Raw genomic sequence first — 19,036 nt, forward strand, 5'->3', positions numbered from 1 at the left:
GCGATCCGACGCCGACCGGGGTGCATTTTCGCGACCGGAACAGTCAGTTCTCGCCCAACAGCTGGGGGCGCACGGCCTTGACCCGCTCCTGAAGGGCCTCGACGAAGGCCATGACGGCGGGTTGGCGCAGTGCATCGGGTCGCGCGACCAGCCAGTAGGGCAGTCGAGCCTCGACCGTGTCGGGCAGCACGCGCACCAGGTCGTCGTGCGGGTCGGCCAGGAAGGCCGGAAGCAGCCCGAAGCCGGCGCCACCGCGGGTGGCGTCCACGTGCACGTACACGTTCGTGCTCGCGACGGCACCCGTCATCCCCGGCACGACCCGACGCGCGTCGTCGAGCGAGTCGACGTGCAGCATCGACTCGATGAAGTACACCAGCGGCCTGCCGACGAGATCCTCGGGCGTTGCGGGAGTCGGATGCCGACGCAGATAGTCGCGGCTGGCATAGAGCCCCAGCGCGTAGTGCGCGAGGTGCACGGCCCTCGCCCGACGCACCTGCGGTCGCCCGACGACGACCTCCAGATCGGCGCCGGCCCGCTGCTGGGACGCCTGCCGGGTGCCGGTGACGATCTCGAGCCGCACGTCGGGATGTTTCGCCTGCAGCTGCGCCATCGCGGGAGCGGCGATGAAACCGCTGAAGCCGTCGGTGGCGGAGAGGCGGATGAGCCCCTCGATCCGCGCGGTGTCGCGCTCGTCGAGGCCGCTCAACGCGCGCTCGACCTCTTCGGCCGCCGCGATCGCCCTGGCGCCGAGCGGCGTCAGCTCCCATCCGCCGTCGGCGCGCGACAGGACTCTCCCGCCGAGCTGGGCCTCGAGCGCGGCGATGCGACGGGCGATCGTGGTGTGGTTGAGGCCGAGCTGCTGTCCCGCCGACGTGTACCGCCCGGTGCGCGCGACGGCGAGTAGCACGAGCAGGTCGTCCGCGCTCAGCGGAGGTGTGGGGAAATGCGCCATCACGTGTGCAGTTTTGCATACTCGAAGCCCTAGGTGGTGTGCCATCTCCTGAACTACTCTGACGGGATGGTGACGCAGCTGGGGACGGTGCGCGGCACTGATCTGAAGGGCAGGACCGCGCTGGTGACGGGCGCGGCGAGTGGGATCGGTGCGGCGTGCGCCGAGGCGCTGGCAGGTGCGGGGGCACATGTGCTGGTGGCCGATCGCGATGCCGACGGTGCTGAGCGGGTCGCCGCGAGGGTGGGCGGCGAGCCGCTCGTCATCGACCTCGCCGATCTCGATGCGCTCGCCGAGCGGTCGTTCGACGCCGACATCCTCGTCAACAACGCGGGCATCCAGACGGTCGCCCCGATCGTGGACTTCGACCCTGCGGACTTCCGACGGATGCTGGACATCATGGTCACGGCGCCCTTCCTGCTCGCGAAGGCCGTGCTGCCGGGCATGTACGACCGCGGCTGGGGCCGCGTCGTGAACATCAGCTCGGTGCACGGCATCCGCGCCAGCCCGTACAAGTCGGCCTACGTCACCGCGAAGCATGCGCTCGAGGGGCTGTCGAAGGTCACGGCGCTCGAGGGCGCGGAGCACGGGGTCACCAGCAACTGCCTGAATCCCGGCTACGTGCGCACCCCGCTCGTCGAGAAGCAGATCGCCGACCAGGCGCGCGTGCACGGCATCCCGGAGTCCGAGGTGATCGAGAAGGTCATGCTCGTCGAGTCGGCCGTCAAGCGGCTGCTGGAGCCCGAGGAGGTCGCCGACCTCGCGCTCTGGCTCTGCGGCGAGACGGCCGCCTCGGTCACCGGGTCCTCGTACGCGATGGACGGCGGGTGGTCGGCGCGATGAGCACCGCGGACGGTGGGCTCGCGACGACGGTCTTCGGCCCGTCGGACGATGAGCGCGCTCTGCTCGCGATCCACGGCATCACCGCGAACGGCCGCTCGTGGGACACGGTCGCCGCTCTGCTGGCGCGACGGCGCATGATCGCGCCCGATCTGCGCGGGCGCGGCCGCAGCAACGCCTTGCCGGGTCCCTACGGCCTCCGTACGCACGCCGCCGATCTCGCCGCGCTGCTGGATGCCGACGGCGGTGCGCCGCGCACGGTGATCGGCCACTCCATGGGCGCTTTCGTCGCGGTGGCGCTCGCCGGTGCGCGCCCCGACCTCGTCGACCGGCTCGTGCTCGTCGACGGCGGACTGCCGCTGGCCCTGCCCGCGGACGTCGCCCGGGTCGAAGACCTCGACCTCGGAGCCCTTCTCGGTCCGGCTGCGCAGCGGCTGTCGATGGAGTTCGCCGACGACGACGCCTACCTCGCGTTCTGGCGTGCGCACCCGGCCTTCGCGCGCGACTGGTCGCCCGCGGTCGAGGCCTACGCCCGGTACGACCTCGACGGCGAGGTGCCGCACCGCCGAGCATCCGCCGTCGCCGCGGCGATGTTCGAGGACGGCGCCGAGCTGTACGGACCCGACTGGTACCTCGACGCGCTGCGCTCGCTGCGGATGCCGGTGACCGTGCTCCGGGCGCCGCGGGGGCTGACCGACGCCGAGCCGCTGTATCCGGCCGGCGCTCTCGAGGGCTTCCGCGAACTCGTGCCTCAGCTCGAAGTGGTCGAGGTCGACGACGTGAACCACTACACGATCCTGTTCGCCGACCGCGGTGCCGTGCGCGTCGCCGCGGCGGCATCCGCTCATCCGAACCCGACGAAGGAGTCGACATGACCACTGCCCTTTTCGACGGCATCCGTTCGCACCGCATCGAGACGCCGCGCTACACCGCGAACGTGCTCGAGCGTGCGGCTGCCGATCCCGAGGCGCCGACATCGACCGTGGTGTTCGTGCACGGGAACGTGTCGTCGTCGCACTTCTATCAGCCGACCATGCTCGCCCTGCCCGCGGGAGTCCGCGCGCTCGCGATCGACCTCCGCGGCTTCGGCGACAGCGAGACGAAGCCGGTCGACGCGACCCGTGGGCTGCGCGACTTCGCCGACGACGTGCGCGCCGTGCTCGACGCCCTCGGCCTCGACGCCGTGCACCTCGTGGGCTGGAGCATGGGTGGCGGCGTCGCGCTGCAGGTGCTGCTCGACGCGCCCGAGCGGGTGCTCTCGCTCACGCTCGAGTCACCCGTCTCGCCGTACGGGTTCGGCGGCACGCACGGTGCGGACGGCATCCGCAACGACGCCGACGGCGCCGGGACAGGAGGCGGGGGAGCGAACCCCGACTTCGTGGCCCGGCTCGAAGCGGGCGACACGACCGACGAGGCGCAGGCCTCTCCGCGCACGGTCTACCGCACCGCGTATGTCGCCCAGCCCGAGGGGCAGACCGCGCACGAGGACGCCTGGGTCGCGTCGATGCTCACCACGCGCACCGGAATCGACAACTACCCGGGTGACGGCGTCGCCTCGGAGAACTGGCCGGGCTTCGCCGCCGGCACCAGGGGCGTGCTGAACACGATGGCGCCGCAGCATCTCGACCTCTCGGGGATCGTCGACCTGGAGGTGAAGCCGCCGATCCTCTGGATCCGCGGGGAGAAGGACGCGATCGTCTCGGATGCCTCGTTCTTCGACCTGAACCAGCTCGGCCTGCTCGGCGTCGTGCCGGGGTGGCCCGGTGCCGACGTCGCGCCGCCGCAGCCGATGGTCACCCAGACCCGGGCCGTCCTCGAGCGCTACTCGGCGGGTGGCGGCACGTACCGCGAGATCGCCCTGCCGGATGCCGGTCACGCGCCGCACCTCGACGAGCCGGAGGTCTTCGACACCGAGCTCGCCGCGCACATCGGCTGAGAGATTCGGCTCCCGTCGCGGAAAAGCATCCATTCCGACCGCCGATCGATGACTTTCTGCGACCGGAACTCGCGGTCAGTGCGCTGAGCGGCCGGCGTCCTTGGCGCCGAGAGCCTCGGCGCGCTCGAGCCAGCGGGTGATCGTGGGCTCCTTTGCGTCCTTGACGCCCAGCATCCGGTGCGTGCGCACGGTGCGGATGCCGCAGAGCCGCATCGTGTTGCGGGCGACGTGGGTCTGCGCGGGGAGTCCGGTCAACGGAGCGGCGAACCACGGGGTGTCGGCGAGCAGCAGCAGGCGCCCGCGCCGAGCGGGCAGCAGGCCCTCGGGGAGCCCGAGCTTCGAGTAGCGGTACTCCTGCTGCGGGAGCAGAGCGCGGTCGAAGAAGCCCTTCAGGACGGCGGGGACCGATCCCCACCACAGCGGCGTCGTCACCACCACGGTGCTCGCCTCGCTGAGCGCCCGCTTCGCGTCGACGAGGTCGGGTTCGAGCAGCATCCGCTCCCGATAGCCGAACCGCAGGTGCGGATCGAAGTCGAGGTCGCGGAGCGCGAGCACGCGGGCATCGCCGTGCCCATCCGCGTAGCGCTGCGCGAGCGCGGCCGTCAGAGAGCGGGCATCGGGGTGGCCGTCGATCACGAGTGCAGTCATGGCGTCATTCCTATCTGGACACTGTCAAGCTGGTGGACACTGTCAAGATAAGAGATAATGTTGCTCATGTCAAGTTCGAAAGACGGCTACCACCACGGCGACCTCGCCCGCGCGCTCGAAGACGCCGCCATGCAGCTCCTGGAGCGGATGCCGGCTGCCGAGATCAGCCTTCGCGAAGTCGCGCGCGCCGCGAACGTCAGCCACAACGCGCCCTACCACCACTTCGCCGACCGGCTCGGGCTGCTCAAGGCGATCGCCGAGCGCAGCATGGCCGACCTCCTCGACGAGGTGCGCGCCGCGGCCGCCTCGGCCCGCACCCCGCGCACCGTGCTGATCGCGGGGGGCTCCGCCTACATCCGCTTCGCCGTCGAGCATCCGCACGCGTTCGACGCCGTCTACGACCCGACCGTCTGCATCCCGGGCTCGCCGACCGCCACCATGGCGCCGCTCATCGAGGGGCTCGAGAACGTGCTGGCCGAGGCCGCGATCTCGGCCGGGCTCGACGGTCCGGCCGACGTCGTGGCGCTCTGGGGTCTCATCCACGGCCTGGGCACGCTCGCCGCCGCGGGGCACTTCACGCTCGACGACGCCATCGCCGCCCACATCGGGACCGTTGATCGGCTGCTCGCCGGGTGATTCTCCGGCTCCGGTCGCGATAACGCATCGAAATGAGCCCCGGATAGCGGTATTTCCGCGACCGGAACGGCCGACCATGGACCGATTCCGGGCTGGCACGCAGGACTCTCGCAACCGATCCACAGGCGACCTTTCGTAGATTGTGCGGATGCCCTATTCCGCCCATCGACCGGGTCGCTTCGACTCGCAGGGTCGGATCATCCTCGACAGCGACCCGAACGCCGAGACGGATGACCTCGACTTCCTGCGCGAGTTCGAGCCCGCCGGTTCCGACGACGAGCCCTTCCTCGCGTCGCCCGCCGACACCCTGACGTCACCGCGTCGACCCGCCGGATCGGATGCTGACGCCGAGGCTTCCGCGGGGTCCGCGGCCGAGTCTCCCTCCGAGTCCGCCGGTCCTGCGAAGCCCCGTCGACAGCCGCGCGTACGTGCGCCGCGTCGGCCGCGTACGCCGGGATCGCGCGCCCGCAGCCTCGCGATCCTCGGCGGTGCGGAGGGCGAGATCCTCGACCGCGTCCCCGGTGAGACGCCGCGGTTCGTGCAGATGTTCTTCGTGCTGGCCGGTACCGCCCTCGTCTCGGCGATCTCCATGCTGTTCGCGCTGACCACCGGTGTGCAGGCGGCGATCTGGCTGGCCGTGCCGCTCGCGCTCGTCTGGGCGCTCATCATCTTCAACCTCGACCGCTTCCTGACGTCGACGATGACCTCGACCAAGAACGTGTGGCGACTCATCGGTCTGGCGATTCCGCGAGTGATCATGGCCGCGATCATCGGCTTCGTCGTCGCCGAACCGCTCGTGCTGCAGGTCTTCCACAACGACATCGCCCGCGAGGTCGCGTCGACCAACATCACCCAGTCGCAGTCCGACCAGGAGGCCCTCGAGACCGGTCCGGAGAAGATCGCTCTGGATGCGGCATCCGCTCGCGTTGCCGAGCTCGAGAACCAGGCGGCCACCGGCATCGTCGCCGGTACAGAGTCGTCCTCGGCGACCGAGTCGGCCGCGCAGGCGACCGTCGACGACCTGACCGCGAAGATGGCCGAACAGCAGAAGGTCATCGATCAGGCGCGCGCGCTCTACCAGTGCGAGTTGACGGGCGAGGGCGCGGGGACCGTGCCCGGATGCACCGGCGTGAACGGCGAGGGCGCGAGCTCGGATGCCGCCGAGGCCCAGCTCGCCGAAGCGCAGCAGACTCAGGACGCCCTCGCCGCGCAGCTGCGCACCGCGAACGAGGAGCTCGCCGCGGCCGGCACCGCCGCCAAGGAGAACACCTCCACCTCGGAGTCGCAGAACCGCGAGCAGGCGAAGACCCAGCTGCCCGGCGCACGCGACACCTACGACCAGGCACTCGCCGCGTACAACGAGCGGGCGGATGCCGTGGCCCAGGGCAACGCGGGAGCCGTCGGTCTCCTCAGCCAGATCAGCGGGCTCAATCGGCTGAGCGAGAAGGAGCCCACGATCCTGTGGGCGCACATCCTGATCGCTGCGCTGTTCTTCATGATCGAGCTGCTGCCGGTGCTGGTGAAGGTGCTCACGAGTTACGGTGAGCCGAGCCTGTACGAGAAGGCCATGGCGATCCGCAAGCAGGTCGCGCTGGACCGGGTGACCGCCGAGGGCTTCCGGGACCGTGCCGCCATCGTGACGACGCCGGTGCCAGAGCCTCCGGCGGCTGCGCCCGCGGCTGCGTCCGCTGCGCCTCCGGCACCGGCGCCGGCACCGGCACCGGCACCGGTTCAGGCGACCTGAGGCTCCGTCTCTCGTTCGAATCGCGCAATTGGGCGATTTGCCACCGGTTTAGCCCCCAGTTGCGCGATTCGAACGTCGAGCGGGTGGCCGAGCAGGTCGTCGAGTCGCATGTTCCGCAGGCGCGGGGCGGTCTGGACCGCTGAGGCGATCGAGCGGACGAGCGCGATCGTCGACGGCTCCTGCTGCCACGAGGTGCCGGTCAGGGCCGCGTCGATCACGCTCAGCGGACGTCGGAGTGCGTCGTCGTGCGTGCGGGAGTCGTCGCCGAGCCATTCCAGGAGATCGCGGATGGTCCAATCCGAGATAATTGGCTCAAGAAGGTCGTCGAGACTGGTGCGCAGAGAGGTCATTGGTACAGAATCGGTTGTCATGACCCTCACCGACAGTGCCAATGGACGGCCACTGGACCAAGGATCGGTCATACCGTCGAAATTGGTCCAGGCTGGCGAGGTGGCGTCGCAGGCGCTCGCCGCCCGACTCGGACGGTGGACTCAGGGCGACGGCACGCTCGCAGGTCGTCTCGCTCGCGGTATCGCCGGGCTCATCGAGACCGGCGAGCTGCATCCGGGCGATCGACTGCCTCCTGAGCGCGCGCTCGCCGTGGCCGGATCCGTGTCGCGGGGGACTGTCGTCGCTGCATACGCCGATCTGGCGGAGCGCGGGCTGGTGGAACGTCGACAAGGGAGTGGTACGCGGATCGCCGGCTCCGCAGCATCCGCCACCCCGATCCAGCGACCCGGACGCGGCGAGGCGCTGTTCTCGGCGCTGCCCAACGCGATCGACCTGCTGCGCACCGTGCCCCAGATCCCCGAGCTCGCGGTGCAGCTCATCCGCGACCATCAGCCCCGCCTCGACCTCGCGCTGCTCCCCGAGACCGACCCTGCCGGGCTCCCCGTGCTGCGCGAGCTCATCGCCGAGATGTACCGCGGGGAGGGGACCCCGACCACCCCCGAGCAGATTCTCGTCACGCACGGCGCCCAGCAGGCGATCAGCCTCGTCGTGAACGCGCTGGTCGGCCCGGGCGATGTCGTGCTCGCCGAGGAGATCACCTGGCCGGGCGTCACCGACTCGGTGGGCCTGCGCGGCGGCACCGTGCACGGCATCCCGATGGGCCCCGACGGGCTCGACGTCGATGCCCTCGAGCAGGCGCTCGCGCGACTGCGTCCGGTGCTCGTCGCTGTCAATCCGCACCACCAGAACCCCACCGGTACCCGACTGCCCGCTGCGGCGCGCCATCGTGTCGCCGAACTCGCCGCGCAGTACGGCGTGCCCGTGATCGAGGATCGCGTCGTCGCCGGCATCTCGTTCGACGGCGTGGTGCCTCCCACGCTCGCGGCCGAGCGGCCGGACGCGCCGATCATCGTCGTCGAGTCGGTGTCGAAGTGGGCCTGGGCGGGACTGCGGATCGGCTGGCTGCGCGCCGACCCCGTGCTCGTGCGGCGACTTCGTGGCGCGCGGCAGCTCGCCGACCAGTCCACCAGCGTGCCGGGCCAGCTCATCGCGCTCGACCTCATCGCCCATGCCGAGGAGCTGCGACGGGCGAACAGCCGCATCCATCAGGAACGCCTGCACCTCCTCCAGCGGCTGATGGCCGAGCATCTGCCCGACTGGCGCGTCGAGCCGCCCCGCGGGGGCCTTTCGCTCTGGGTCGCGCTGCCCCTCGGTTCAGCCGAGGCGCTGGCCAGGGTCGCCGCCGCGCACGGCGTCTCGATAGCCGGAAGCGCCGCGTTCGCGGCATCCGTCTCTTCCGACGACCACATCCGCATCCCGTTCACAGCCCCCGACGACGTGCTCGCCGAGGGGATCCGCCGGCTCGGCGAGGCGTGGCGGGAGTATCGGGAGACACTCGGGTGAGACCGGTCACGGAAACCTGCCCCTGCGGTCGTGACAGCCAGTAGCGTTGATCCATGGTCAACTATCGCTTCCTCGGAAACAGCGGTCTCAAGGTCTCGGAGATCACCTACGGCAACTGGGTCACGCACGCCTCGCAGGTGGGCGACGACGCCGCCGTCAAGACGGTCCACGCAGCCCTCGATGCCGGCATCACCACGTTCGACACGGCAGACACGTACGCCAACACAGCGGCCGAGGTCGTGCTCGGCAAGGCCCTCGAAGGGCAGCGCCGCGAGGGCCTCGAGATCTTCACGAAGGTCTACTTCCCGACCGGCCCGAAGGGCCCGAACGACACCGGCCTGAGCCGCAAGCACATCCTCGAGTCGATCAACGGCTCGCTGACGCGCCTCGGCACCGACTATGTCGACCTGTACCAGGCGCACCGCTTCGACTACGAGACTCCTCTCGAGGAGACCTTCCAGGCGTTCGCCGACGTCGTCCGCCAGGGCAAGGCGCTCTACATCGGCGTCTCCGAGTGGACCGCGGAGCAGCTCCGCGAGGGTCACGCGCTCGCGAAGCAGCTCGGCATCCAGCTCATCTCGAACCAGCCGCAGTACTCGATGCTGTGGCGCGTCATCGAGGGCAAGGTCGTGCCGGCGTCGGAAGAGCTCGGCATCTCGCAGATCGTCTGGTCGCCGATGGCGCAGGGCGTGCTCAGCGGCAAGTACCTCCCCGGCCAGCCGGTGCCCGAGGGATCCCGCGCGACCGACCCGCACAGCGGAGCGGACTTCATCAAGAGCTTCCTGCAGGACGACATCCTGACCGCGGTGCAGCGCCTGAAGCCGATCGCCGAGGAGGCGGGCCTGTCCATGCCGCAGCTCGCGATCGCGTGGGTGCTGCAGAACCCCAACGTCGCCGCCGCCCTCGTCGGCGCGTCGCGTCCCGAGCAGCTGGCCGAGACCGTCAAGGCCTCGGGCGTGAAGCTCGACGCCGACACGCTCGCCGCGATCGACACGGCTCTGGGCGACGCGGTCAACCGCGACGCCGAGGCCACGTACTCGACCTCGCCGAAGTCGCGCCTGGTCTGACCTGTTCGAATCGCGCAAATGGGGCCATCCGCGACGCGGATGGCCCCATTTGCGCGATTCGAAGGTGGCTACTCCTTGACCGCACCGGCCGTCAGACCCTGCACGATCCAGCGGCTCGCGAGCGCGAACATCGCCATGGTCGGCAGGATCGTCAGAACCGCCGCGGCGCTCATCGAACCCCAGTCGATGTTGAACGTCGAGATGAACCCGTTCAGCGCCGACGGCACGGTGCGGTTCGCGTCGGTGTTCATCAGCACCACCGACAGGAACAGCTCGTTCCAGCAGTTGACGAAGTTGAAGATGAACGCCGCGATGATGCCCGGGGTCATGACCGGCACCAGCACCCGGAACAGGGCGCCGAGGCGGGAGCATCCGTCGATCATCGCCGCTTCCTCCAGGGCATCCGGCACGTTCTCGAAGAAGCCGCGCAGCATGACTGTGGAGAACGGGATGCAGATCGCGATGTAGACCAGGATGAGTCCGGGTTTGGTGTCGACCAGACCCAGTTCGGTCATCATCGAGTACAGCGGTCCGAGCGCGATGAACGCCGGGATCATCTGCGTGAGCAGGAACGCGACCAGCACCGCTCCCTTGCCGCGGAACTCGAAGCGCGCGATCACGTAGGCGCTCAGCAGCGCGATCAATGTCGCCACCCCGCCGGCGACGACCGCCACCAGGGCGGAGTTGCCGAGGAAGACCGCGAACTGGCTCTGCTGGAACAGCTTCACGTAGTTGTCGAACGAGGGCTCGCTCGGCCAGTACTCGATGGGGAACCTGTTGATCGTGCCCGGCGACTTGATCGACGTCAGCGCGATCCAGTACAGCGGGAAGAGCGTGATCACGAGCCACAGCGCCAGACCCACGACGCGGACCACGCCGCCGACGGTGACGCGCGCCTTCGGGCGGGGCGACTTCGCGATGTCCGGCACGGTGAGACGTCGGGTCTCCGTGACCGTCGTTCCGGTGATCGTCATCGCCGTGCCCTCCGCATCGCCATCAGGTAGAACGCGCAGAACACGAACAGGAACGCGACGACGATCAGGCCGATCGCGCTGGCTATGCCGTAGTTGCCCTGCTGGGTGTAGTTGATCATCCAGGTCGTGATGATGTGCGTCTGGTTCGCCGGCCCGCCGTTCGTCATCGCGTAGATGATGTCGGGGAAGTTGAAGATCCAGATGATGCGCAGCAGGATCGTGAGCAGCAGCGTCATCGAGATGTACGGGATGATGATCGAGAACAGCTGCCGCACCTTGCCGGCGCCGTCGAGGCTCGCCGCCTCCAGCATCTCGTCGGGCACAGACTGCAGCGCCGCGAGGATCATGATCGCGAAGAACGTGACGCCGTACCAGACGTTCGCCACGATCACCGCGAACATCGCGAGCTTCGGATCGGCCAGCCACGGCAGCGGTGCATCGATCAGGCCGGCCTTCATGAGCAGGTCGTTCACGACGCCGAACTCGGCGTTGAACATCCAGCGGAACAGCATCCCGATCAGGAATCCCGACACCGCCCACGGGAAGAACACGAGCGCCTGGTAGAGCCCGCGGAAGCGGAACCGCTTGCGCAGCGCGAGGGCGATCAGGAAGCCGATCACCAGCTGCGGCACGAGCGACCCGACGACCCAGAGGATCGAGTTCCACGCCACGACCGGGAACGCCGGATCCTGGAACACCGTGACGAAGTTCTGGAACCCGACCCAGGGGGTGGACGTCAGGTCCCACAGGTTCCAGTCGTGGAAGGCCATGCGGGCGCCCTGCAGCATCGGCCAATAGGTGAACCAACAGACGAACACGATCGCCGGCGCCATGAACGCCAGGAGCGTCAGCGCGTGGCGGCCGCGGAACGGCCGGCGGCGAGGGCCGGGGGAGGCACCGGCAGCTGCTCTGTCAGGAGCAGTGCCGACGCCTCCCTCACGAAGGGCGGATGCCACGGGCTCAGCCCTTCTCCGCGGCGTACTTCTCCGTCCAGAAGACGTCCCACGACTCCAGCAGCTCACTGGTCGACATGTTGCCGAGCAGCACGTTCTGCACATCCTGGTCGGACTTCTGGATCCACTCGGTCCACCAGCTGACGCCGCGCGGCTGGCGCACGTTGACGTAGGTGTCGGGGTCTTCGGTCATCGTGACGTAGCTCGTCCACGGGCCGGTGGAGTAGAACTCGTCGTCGGCGGCCTCGGTGATGATCGGCACCAGGCTGTTCGCCTGCGCGAACTCGGTGGCGGGCTCGGCCGACGAGAGGAACTCGACCAGCTTCACGGCCGCCTCGGTGTTCTCGCTCTTCTCGGCGACACCCCATCCGGCGACGGCCAGCGGCTGCGCGGCCTTGCCCGAGGGCCCGGTGAGCAGCGGAGCGGTGTCCCACTGGTCCTCGGTCAGCGAGGAGTCCTGCACGGTCGCGATGACCTCGGGGTCCTGCAGCAGGAACGCGGTGGTGCCGTTGGTGAAGCCGGCGACCATCTCGGGGTAGCCCCACGACACGGCGGACGGCGGGGATGCTTCCTTGAACAGGTCGAAGTAGTCGTCGACAGCCTCCTGCGCCTCCGGGGCGGCGAAGATCGTCGAGCCGTCCTCCATCAAGAAGGCATCGTCGACGTTCAGCCCGTCGATCGTGTACGCCTCGATGGCGGCCACCACGTTGCTGTTGGCGTTGGGACCGCCGCGGAAGGCGTAGCCGTAGACGTTGTTCGACGGGTCCTGGATGGCGGATGCCTGCTCGAGCAGGTCCTTCCAGCTGTTCGGCGGTCCGTCGAAGCCGGCCTTCTCGACGAGGTCGGTCCGGTAGAACAGCGAGAGGCCGTAGAAGCCGTAGGGGACGAAGTAGCTCTTGCCGTCCTCGGCGACGGATGCGGACTTCGCGTTGTCGGTGAGGGCGTCCCAGCCGTCCCACTTCTCGAGGTCGGAGCCGAGATCGTGCAGCCAGCCGTTGTTCGCGAACGGACCGACGGTGATGTCGCGCACCTCGAGCACGTCGACGCCCTTGCCGGACTGCAGCATCTGCTGGATCTTCGCGTCGGCCTGCTCGGTGGGCGGCGAGACCAGGTTGACCTTGATCTTCGGGTTCTCCTTCTCGAACTCGTCGAGGAGTCCCCGGATGAGCTCGGTGCGCGCCGGGTTGGTCAGGCTCTCGACCATCTGCAGGGTGACGGTGCCGTCGGCGGACGGGCCGCCGCCGGACGAGCAGCCGGTGAGCGCCAGGACGGCGACGGTGCCGATGCCTGCTGCTGTCGTCAAGATCTTGTTCTTCACGATGTGCCTCTCAGTTGGTGTTTCGGGTGTGATGCGGGTTTCGGGTGCGGTTCGGATGGGGCGCGGGTCAGGGGATGATGACGGATTCGGTGGAGCGGATGCCCGCGCGCTGGAGGATCTGCGGGATGCAGCGCTCGACGAAGGCCTCGAAATCGGATGCTTCGCTGTACAGGTGCGCCGACAGGCGGAAGTAGCCGATGCCGCGGAAGCTGGTGAACGCCGTCTCGACGCCGACCTCGTCGAGCAGGTCCATGCGCAGGGCGTCGGCCTCTTCCCTGGTCGCGCCGAGGCCGAGCGGGAGGCGGACGAGCCGCATCGACGGGACGGGCGAGGGGAGAGGGGTGAGGGGGTCGGCATCCGCGTAGGGGCGGAAGCCCTCGGCGATGATCTCGGCACCGGCATCCGCCATCCGCGTCATGGTCTCGCGCGCCTGCTGCCAGCCGAACTCCGTCTCGATGAAGTCGATCGCCGCAGGGGTGGCGAGGTAGGTCGTCGCGTCGATCGTGCCCTGGGTGTCGAAGCGCGCGGGGTACGGCTCGTTCGCGGCCCAGGAGTCGATGAGGGGCCAGAGCTCGTCACGGTCGGGGGCTTGGGTCACGAGCAGCGCGGAGCCGCGCGGGGCGCAGGGCCACTTGTGCAGGTTGCCGAACCACCAGTCGCCGCCCGCGACGGCCGCGGCATCCGGAATCAGGCCGGGGGCGTGGGCGCCGTCGACGAGGGTGCGCACACCGCGGGCGGCGGCGAGTTCCGCGATGCGGCGGGTGGGCAGCAGGCGGGCCGTGGGTGAGGTGATCTGGTCGACGACGATGAGCCTTGTGCGCGGGGTGAGGGCATCGGCGAAGAGCTCGACGATCTCGTCGTCGGAGCCCAACAGGGGGAGCTCGACGACCCGGACGGTCGCGCGGAACCTGCGGGCGAGGCGCTGCGCGCCCATGGTGATCGCGCCGTAGCCCTGGTCGGTGACGAGGATCTCGTCGTCGCCGTCGAGCTGCAGCGCGTTGTAGACCACGGTCGCCGCGGCGGACGCGTTGGGCACGAAGGCGGCGTCCTCGGGGCGTGCGCCGACGAAGGGCGCGGTGCGCTCGCGGGCCTCGAGCACCCGCTCGGCGATGCGCGGGAACCACTCGACCGGGCTGAGGTCCGCCTGTCGTCGCAGTGCGTCCTGGTGGGCGACGACGGCCGAGGGGACGGCCCCGAACGAGCCGTGGTTGAGGTGGACGATCTGCGGATCCAGCGGCCAGGCATCTCGTGCGCGCGCGAACGACTTCAGTCGGAGCGGTGCGGGGAAGTCGGTGGCCTGCATGGATCCTCATCAGCGAAGTCGGGGGAGTTGTTGCACAACTTTGCCACAGCGCGGTGCTGTGCACCAGAAAACGCGCATAATTTAACAAAGTCGTCATACGAGTTGGTTGCGCGGTGCGCGTCCGACAGACTCGCAGGAGATCCGAGTGCCAGAGGAGAACACCATGAGCGCGTTGGACAAAGCGCTGCACGGACTGCGGGCACTCATCGCCGACGGCGTGCTGCAGCCGGGCGACCGACTGCCGAGCGAGGGCGAGCTGTGCGAGCGGCTCGGGGTCTCCCGCGGTTCGCTGCGCGAGGCCATCCGCACACTCGGTGCCCTGGGCGTGCTCGAGACGCGGCACGGATCCGGCAGCTACGTCAGCGAGCTGCGGGCGGCCGATCTGATCGGGAGCCTCTCACTCACGGTCGGCCTGCTGCCGATGGCCGGTGTGCTCGAACTCACCGAGCTGCGTCGGGTGCTCGAGCCGCACGCCGCCGCGCTCGCCGCCGCGCGGATCGACGCCGAGACGCTGGAGAAGCTGGATCGCGTGCTGGATGAGATCGAGGCGAGCGACGACTTCGAGGACCACTCGCGGCTCGACCACCAGTTCCACATGACCATCTCGCGGGTCGCGGGCAACGACGCGCTCACGAGCCTGATCGACGTGCTGCGCTCGCGGTCGCGGGCCTACCGGATCCCGGACGCGGGCGACGCCGCAGAGCTCAAGCTGCACTCGGATGCCGGGCACCGCGCGATCCTTCGCGGACTTGCCGCCGCCGATCCGGTCGCGGCATCCGCTGCCGCGTCGTCACACGTGGCGTACACGGAGTACTGGGTGCGGCGCTACACCGACGTCGAGGGGTAGCTGCGCTTACCCTTTTCGAATCGCGCAATTGGGGGTGAATCGACCCTGTATCGCCCCAGTTGCGCGATTCGAAAGCCAGGGCGTGGTCAGGCGAGGGTGATGTCGACCTGGATCTCGGCGGCGATCCGCTCGAGGTCGGCGCGGAGGGCGTCGAGATCGACGGATGCCGGAACGCGTGCGGTCACCGATGCCTCGAACAGGCGGCCGCCGGCCATCGCGGCGTCGCGAGTCTCGGTCGCCAGCTCCTCGATGCTCAGGGCGTGCGCACTCAACACCGTCGAGATCTCGCGGACGATGCCGTGGCGGTCGTTGCCGAGCACCTGGATCGACAGGAGCTGCTCGTCTTCGGGGTCGGCGGCAGCGCTGCCGGTGAGGACGGCGAGGGTCAGCAGGCCCTGACCCTGCAGAGTGCGCAGCGCGGTCTGCAGTTCGGCCGCGCGGTCGTCGGCGACCGACACCTCGATGACTCCGGCGAACGTGCCGGCGAGTTCGGCCAGGGAACTGTTCTCCCAGTTGCCGCCGTGCGCATCGACGACATCGGCGACGGCGGCGACGAGGCCCGGGCGGTCCGCGCCGGCGACGGTGAGGATCAGAGTAGTCATGCGGCCAGCGTAGCCGTTCACAATTCAGCCAGAATGGCCGGGATCGGGACGGAAACCGCCTCGTCTGGCCTTCCCGGCGAAAACCGACTGAGTTGTGAACGGACGCAGCCGAGGCCTATTCGGCCCAGATGCCCGTCGCGAGGAAGTGCTCCAACCGCGCGCGGTGCGGGGCGAGGTCCCAGCCTTGCGCTGCGACCCACTCATCCGAGTAGTACGTGCCGGCGTAGCGGATGCCGCTGTCGCAGATCAGTGTCACGACGCTGCCGGTCTCACCCGCGGCGCGCATGCGTGCGATGAGCTGGAACGCGCCGTAGAGGTTGGTGCCGGTCGAGCCGCCGGCCCAGTGCAGGGTGCGGTCGCGCAGCACGCGGATCGCGGCGACGGATCCGGCATCCGGCACGCGGATCATCTCGTCGATCACGCTCGGCACGAACGAGGCCTCGAGGCGCGGGCGGCCGATGCCCTCGATGCGGCTCGGACGCCCGGCGGGCGGGTCGACAGTGCCGGCCCAGCCGTCGTAGAACGCGGACCCTTCCGGATCGACGACCGCGATCTGCGTCTCGTGGCGGCGGAATCTCACATAGCGGCCGAACGTCGCACTCGTGCCACCGGTGCCGGCGCCCACGACGATCCAGCGGGGGATCGGATGCCGCTCCTGCGCCAACTGGCTGAACACGCTCTCCGCGATGTTGTTGTTGCCGCGCCAGTCGGTCGCGCGCTCCGCGAACGTGAACTGGTCGAGGTAGTGGCCGTGGCAGTCCGAGGCCAGCCGCTGCGCCTCCGGCGACATGTCCTCCGCACTGTCGACGAAGTGGCAGCGTCCGCCATAGAACTCGATGAGGTCGATCTTCTCCTGGCTGGTCGAACGCGGCACGACCGTCACGAACGGCAGGCCGAGCATCCGCGCGAAGTACGCCTCGGAGACAGCCGTCGATCCGCTCGACGATTCGACCAGCGTGGTGTCCTCGTGGATACGGCCGTTGACCAGCCCGTACAGGATGAGCGACCGCGCGAGGCGGTGCTTGAGCGAGCCGGTCGGATGCACCGACTCGTCCTTCAAGTACAGGTCGATGCCCCACTCGGGCGGAAGCGGGAACAGGTGCAGGTGCGTGTCCGCGCTGCGATTGGCGTCGGCTTCCAGCAGGGCGATCGCGGTGCTGGTCCAGGAGGTCACCGCTCGAGCGTATCCCGTCGCCGTCGGCCGGTGCAGCAGACCACTGCAGCCGGCCGGAGGACGGTGCCACCCGTCACTTGTCGGTGTAGCCGCCCTCGCCCGTCTCGCCGTCGTAGGTGAAGATCTTGTCCTCGAGGGTGATCTTGATGTCGTCGCCGAGCGGCTCCTGCGCGAGCAGACGCTCCTCGAGCATCGCCATCCGCTGGTCGTACTCCTGCGCCTGCTGCTCGTCGACACCCCAGATCGTGGCGACCTTCATGTCGGTCATCAGGTAGAGGAACGCCGAGACGGCGGTGCGGTTGTACTCGCTGTCAGGGATCTTCTCCCAGAGCGCCCCCGAATCCCGCAGTCGCTTGTACTCGTCGATCTTGGCGTCGAGCCGCTCCGCGATGCCCGTCGCGTCGCCGTCGGACGGCGGGTCCTCGGACGGCGCGCCCGGTTCCTCCGCCTGCGACGTCGAGGTCGGCGCGGGCGGCGGGGAGGCCTCGTCCGGAGACGCGGTCAGGAGACCGATGAGCGTGGCGACGCCGACCACGGCGAGCACGACGACCGCACCGACGACGGCCAGCACGATGCCGAGGACTTTCGAAGAGCTGGCCGGCTGGGCCGCGGCGGGATAACCGGCGGCCGGATAGCCAGCGGCCGGACCCGGCGGCATCCCCGCCGCATACGGCGGACCCGGCGGCATCCCCGCCGCATACGGCGCAGCCGGCGGCATCCCCGCGCCGTAGGGCGGAGCCGGCGGCATCCCTGCGGCATAGGGGGGCAGGGGCGGGTTTGGTCCCGCAGGCGAGGGCGGGCTCAGCGGCGGCGCCAGCGGCACGACCGGGGGGAACTGCGTCGCCGCATCGCCGGCGGCGTTCATCGGCGGAGGCGGGACGACTCGTTCCGGCTCGGCGCCGTGCTGCTCGTCCGTCATCGACTCCCCCTCGATCCGAGGCACCCGTCCGGGGCCTCCTCCGAACGGTATCGCCTCAGCGGTCGAGCAGGCGACACGCTCCCGTGCCTGGCGCGCGACGGTGGATGCTGTCGGCGCTCGGCACTGCGGAGAAGAGCGGCAGCAGCGCGTCGAAGTCAGGCCGGGCGCTCCGGCCCCAGGGTTCCGGTGGTCTGCTCGCCCGCCGCCGCGCCCCGCAGCTCGATGAGGATCGTATGCGTCGGCGTTGTCCCGGTGTTCTCGCCGGAGTGACGCTGCGCCGGTAACCACACGGCCTGCCCCGAAGGCAAGGACGTGTCGAAAGTCCGCTCACCGGCGCTGAGTCGACGGGAGAAGTCGCTGAGCGTGACCATCACACTGTTCGGGTGGTCGTGCGGCGTCGTCTTGTCGCCGGGCAGATCGGTGTACTCGAGCACGCGCACGTGCTCGTTCTCCCAGAGGGTGCGGTAGTGATCGGGGTTGGTCAGAGTGGGATCGTCGGTGATCATGCGGTGACGGTACACCCGGCTGCGCGCCCGCGGCAGTCCCTCTTCAGGCGAGCAGGATCAATCGAGGCGACCCGGGATCACGCGGTCGCGGCCTGCCGCAGCCAGCGTTCGACGCCGGCGATATGAGCGGTGACCAGCGAGGTCGCCAGCATCGAGTCGTGCTGCGCGATCGCGTCGGCGATGGCCCGGTGCTCGGACAGTGTCCGCTCGACGACGCCGCCCTCGGTGAGTCCTCGCCAGACGCGCGCACGGACGGTCTGACTGCTCAGGTGCTCGATCAGGCTGGCGAGGTAGGCATTGCCGGACATCGCGACGATGTCGCGGTGGAAGCGGATGTCGTGCTCGACCAGCTTCTCGATCGAGACGGAGGCGTCGACGCTGTCGACCTCGCGGGAGAGCGCATCGATGGCCTCGGATGTTCCGAGGGTGGCGGCGAGACCGGTCGCCTGGGATTCCAGCATCCGTCGCACGGCGAAGATCTCGAGCATCGAGTCGTCGTCGTGCATGTCGACCACGAACGAGATCGCCTCGAGGAGCAGATGAGGCTCCAGGCTCGTGACATAGGTGCCGTCTCCGCGCCGCACGTCGAGCACGCGGATGACCTCGAGCGCCTTGACCGCCTCGCGCATCGAGTTGCGAGAGAGGCCGAGCCGTTCCGACAGTTCCTTCTCGGGCGGCAGGCGGTCGCCGGGACCCAGTTCACCGGACACGATCATCGCCTTGATCTTCTGGATCGCCTCGTCTGTGACTGCCATGGCCGTCATCC

Annotated in this window: 20 protein-coding genes; 8 read left to right on the forward strand and 12 right to left on the reverse strand. The window is 69.4% G+C overall.

Annotation, left to right across the window (positions count from 1 at the left end; all coding sequences use genetic code 11):
• Positions 1–43: 43 nt before the first annotated feature.
• Complete coding sequence (locus tag QFZ21_RS15555; RefSeq protein WP_307381318.1) at positions 44–952, reverse strand: LysR family transcriptional regulator; 909 nt, start codon at positions 950–952, stop codon at positions 44–46.
• A gap of 66 nt (positions 953–1,018) precedes the next feature.
• Between QFZ21_RS15555 and QFZ21_RS15560 the strand changes: the two genes are divergently transcribed.
• The 3 genes from QFZ21_RS15560 to QFZ21_RS15570 are packed head-to-tail and all read left to right on the forward strand — an operon-like array spanning position 1,019 to position 3,725.
• Complete coding sequence (locus QFZ21_RS15560; protein WP_307379322.1) at positions 1,019–1,792, forward strand: 3-hydroxybutyrate dehydrogenase; 774 nt, start codon at positions 1,019–1,021, stop codon at positions 1,790–1,792.
• On the forward strand, positions 1,789–2,664 hold the full coding sequence (locus QFZ21_RS15565; protein ID WP_307379325.1) for an alpha/beta fold hydrolase: 876 nt from the start codon (positions 1,789–1,791) through the stop codon (positions 2,662–2,664). Before QFZ21_RS15560 ends, QFZ21_RS15565 begins: the two co-directional genes overlap by 4 nt.
• Positions 2,661–3,725, forward strand: coding sequence for an alpha/beta fold hydrolase (locus QFZ21_RS15570; protein WP_307379326.1), 1,065 nt, complete (start codon positions 2,661–2,663; stop codon positions 3,723–3,725). The genes QFZ21_RS15565 and QFZ21_RS15570 overlap by 4 nt, the downstream gene beginning before the upstream one ends.
• A 75-nt stretch (positions 3,726–3,800) precedes the next feature.
• On the opposite strand, the gene QFZ21_RS15575 is transcribed toward QFZ21_RS15570, so the two are convergent.
• Positions 3,801–4,373 (reverse strand): NAD(P)H-dependent oxidoreductase, encoded by a 573-nt coding sequence (locus QFZ21_RS15575; protein ID WP_307379329.1) that lies wholly within the window; start codon positions 4,371–4,373, stop codon positions 3,801–3,803.
• A 66-nt stretch (positions 4,374–4,439) separates the two neighbouring features.
• Between QFZ21_RS15575 and QFZ21_RS15580 the strand changes: the two genes are divergently transcribed.
• Both QFZ21_RS15580 and QFZ21_RS15585 read left to right on the forward strand, forming a co-directional pair.
• Positions 4,440–5,009, forward strand: coding sequence for a TetR/AcrR family transcriptional regulator (locus QFZ21_RS15580; protein ID WP_307379330.1), 570 nt, complete (start codon positions 4,440–4,442; stop codon positions 5,007–5,009).
• Positions 5,010–5,157: 148 nt separating this feature from the next.
• A complete protein-coding gene (locus QFZ21_RS15585; RefSeq protein WP_307379332.1) occupies positions 5,158–6,753 on the forward strand; it encodes a DUF4407 domain-containing protein in 1,596 nt (531 codons plus the stop codon).
• Here QFZ21_RS15585 and QFZ21_RS15590 read toward each other — a convergent pair.
• Positions 6,741–7,103, reverse strand: a complete 363-nt coding sequence (locus QFZ21_RS15590; protein WP_307379335.1) for a hypothetical protein — start codon at positions 7,101–7,103, stop codon at positions 6,741–6,743. The genes QFZ21_RS15585 and QFZ21_RS15590 overlap by 13 nt on opposite strands.
• A 100-nt stretch (positions 7,104–7,203) precedes the next feature.
• Between QFZ21_RS15590 and QFZ21_RS15595 the strand changes: the two genes are divergently transcribed.
• Positions 7,204–8,607 (forward strand): PLP-dependent aminotransferase family protein, encoded by a 1,404-nt coding sequence (locus QFZ21_RS15595; RefSeq protein ID WP_307379337.1) that lies wholly within the window; start codon positions 7,204–7,206, stop codon positions 8,605–8,607.
• A 53-nt stretch (positions 8,608–8,660) separates the two neighbouring features.
• Complete coding sequence (locus QFZ21_RS15600; RefSeq protein WP_307379339.1) at positions 8,661–9,674, forward strand: aldo/keto reductase family protein; 1,014 nt, start codon at positions 8,661–8,663, stop codon at positions 9,672–9,674.
• A 68-nt stretch (positions 9,675–9,742) separates the two neighbouring features.
• Here the strand turns inward: QFZ21_RS15600 and QFZ21_RS15605 are convergent, their stop codons facing one another.
• From QFZ21_RS15605 to QFZ21_RS15620, 4 genes are all read right to left on the reverse strand, one after another.
• The gene (locus tag QFZ21_RS15605; RefSeq protein ID WP_307379341.1) at positions 9,743–10,648 is read right to left on the reverse strand and encodes a carbohydrate ABC transporter permease; all 906 of its coding nucleotides are present in this window, start codon (positions 10,646–10,648) and stop codon (positions 9,743–9,745) included.
• Positions 10,645–11,604 carry a carbohydrate ABC transporter permease gene (locus tag QFZ21_RS15610; RefSeq protein WP_307379342.1) on the reverse strand — a complete coding sequence of 320 codons (960 nt, stop codon included), beginning with the start codon at positions 11,602–11,604 and terminating at the stop codon, positions 10,645–10,647. The genes QFZ21_RS15605 and QFZ21_RS15610 overlap by 4 nt, the downstream gene beginning before the upstream one ends.
• 4 nt (positions 11,605–11,608) lie before the next feature.
• Positions 11,609–12,919 carry a sugar ABC transporter substrate-binding protein gene (locus QFZ21_RS15615; RefSeq protein WP_307379345.1) on the reverse strand — a complete coding sequence of 437 codons (1,311 nt, stop codon included), beginning with the start codon at positions 12,917–12,919 and terminating at the stop codon, positions 11,609–11,611.
• A 67-nt stretch (positions 12,920–12,986) separates the two neighbouring features.
• Positions 12,987–14,222 carry an aminotransferase class V-fold PLP-dependent enzyme gene (locus tag QFZ21_RS15620; RefSeq protein WP_307379348.1) on the reverse strand — a complete coding sequence of 412 codons (1,236 nt, stop codon included), beginning with the start codon at positions 14,220–14,222 and terminating at the stop codon, positions 12,987–12,989.
• A gap of 163 nt (positions 14,223–14,385) precedes the next feature.
• On the opposite strand from QFZ21_RS15620, the gene QFZ21_RS15625 reads away from it, so the two are divergent.
• Positions 14,386–15,069, forward strand: coding sequence for a FadR/GntR family transcriptional regulator (locus QFZ21_RS15625; RefSeq protein WP_307379350.1), 684 nt, complete (start codon positions 14,386–14,388; stop codon positions 15,067–15,069).
• An 86-nt stretch (positions 15,070–15,155) separates the two neighbouring features.
• Here QFZ21_RS15625 and QFZ21_RS15630 read toward each other — a convergent pair whose 3' ends face one another.
• The 5 genes from QFZ21_RS15630 to QFZ21_RS15650 all read right to left on the reverse strand — a co-directional run bounded on the left by QFZ21_RS15630 (position 15,156) and on the right by QFZ21_RS15650 (position 19,025).
• Positions 15,156–15,671 (reverse strand): glycine cleavage system protein R, encoded by a 516-nt coding sequence (locus QFZ21_RS15630; protein ID WP_307379353.1) that lies wholly within the window; start codon positions 15,669–15,671, stop codon positions 15,156–15,158.
• 115 nt (positions 15,672–15,786) lie between these two features.
• Positions 15,787–16,845: a PLP-dependent cysteine synthase family protein gene (locus QFZ21_RS15635; protein ID WP_307379356.1), complete on the reverse strand. Its 1,059-nt coding sequence runs from the start codon at positions 16,843–16,845 to the stop codon at positions 15,787–15,789.
• Positions 16,846–16,918: 73 nt separating this feature from the next.
• Positions 16,919–17,764: a hypothetical protein gene (locus tag QFZ21_RS15640; RefSeq protein WP_307379359.1), complete on the reverse strand. Its 846-nt coding sequence runs from the start codon at positions 17,762–17,764 to the stop codon at positions 16,919–16,921.
• Positions 17,765–17,919: 155 nt separating this feature from the next.
• Positions 17,920–18,270, reverse strand: coding sequence for a cytoplasmic protein (locus QFZ21_RS15645; protein WP_307379361.1), 351 nt, complete (start codon positions 18,268–18,270; stop codon positions 17,920–17,922).
• A 77-nt stretch (positions 18,271–18,347) separates the two neighbouring features.
• Positions 18,348–19,025: a FadR/GntR family transcriptional regulator gene (locus tag QFZ21_RS15650; protein ID WP_307379364.1), complete on the reverse strand. Its 678-nt coding sequence runs from the start codon at positions 19,023–19,025 to the stop codon at positions 18,348–18,350.
• Positions 19,026–19,036 lie beyond the last annotated feature (11 nt).

The sequence above is a fragment of the Microbacterium sp. W4I20 genome (assembly GCF_030816505.1).
GTDB lineage: Bacteria > Actinomycetota > Actinomycetes > Actinomycetales > Microbacteriaceae > Microbacterium.

Excerpts from the sequence above, each read along its gene's own strand:
- QFZ21_RS15555 (WP_307381318.1), bottom strand. The coding sequence starts at position 952 with ATGGCGCATTTCCCCACACCTCCGCTGAGCGCGGACGACCTGCTCGTG.
- QFZ21_RS15560 (WP_307379322.1), top strand. The coding sequence starts at position 1,019 with ATGGTGACGCAGCTGGGGACGGTGCGCGGCACTGATCTGAAGGGCAGG.
- QFZ21_RS15565 (WP_307379325.1), top strand. The coding sequence starts at position 1,789 with ATGAGCACCGCGGACGGTGGGCTCGCGACGACGGTCTTCGGCCCGTCG.
- QFZ21_RS15570 (WP_307379326.1), top strand. The coding sequence starts at position 2,661 with ATGACCACTGCCCTTTTCGACGGCATCCGTTCGCACCGCATCGAGACG.
- QFZ21_RS15575 (WP_307379329.1), bottom strand. The coding sequence starts at position 4,373 with ATGACTGCACTCGTGATCGACGGCCACCCCGATGCCCGCTCTCTGACG.
- QFZ21_RS15580 (WP_307379330.1), top strand. The coding sequence starts at position 4,440 with ATGTCAAGTTCGAAAGACGGCTACCACCACGGCGACCTCGCCCGCGCG.
- QFZ21_RS15585 (WP_307379332.1), top strand. The coding sequence starts at position 5,158 with ATGCCCTATTCCGCCCATCGACCGGGTCGCTTCGACTCGCAGGGTCGG.
- QFZ21_RS15590 (WP_307379335.1), bottom strand. The coding sequence starts at position 7,103 with ATGACCTCTCTGCGCACCAGTCTCGACGACCTTCTTGAGCCAATTATC.
- QFZ21_RS15600 (WP_307379339.1), top strand. The coding sequence starts at position 8,661 with ATGGTCAACTATCGCTTCCTCGGAAACAGCGGTCTCAAGGTCTCGGAG.
- QFZ21_RS15605 (WP_307379341.1), bottom strand. The coding sequence starts at position 10,648 with ATGACGATCACCGGAACGACGGTCACGGAGACCCGACGTCTCACCGTG.
- QFZ21_RS15620 (WP_307379348.1), bottom strand. The coding sequence starts at position 14,222 with ATGCAGGCCACCGACTTCCCCGCACCGCTCCGACTGAAGTCGTTCGCG.
- QFZ21_RS15625 (WP_307379350.1), top strand. The coding sequence starts at position 14,386 with ATGAGCGCGTTGGACAAAGCGCTGCACGGACTGCGGGCACTCATCGCC.
- QFZ21_RS15630 (WP_307379353.1), bottom strand. The coding sequence starts at position 15,671 with ATGACTACTCTGATCCTCACCGTCGCCGGCGCGGACCGCCCGGGCCTC.
- QFZ21_RS15640 (WP_307379359.1), bottom strand. The coding sequence starts at position 17,764 with ATGACGGACGAGCAGCACGGCGCCGAGCCGGAACGAGTCGTCCCGCCT.
- QFZ21_RS15645 (WP_307379361.1), bottom strand. The coding sequence starts at position 18,270 with ATGATCACCGACGATCCCACTCTGACCAACCCCGATCACTACCGCACC.
- QFZ21_RS15650 (WP_307379364.1), bottom strand. The coding sequence starts at position 19,025 with ATGGCAGTCACAGACGAGGCGATCCAGAAGATCAAGGCGATGATCGTG.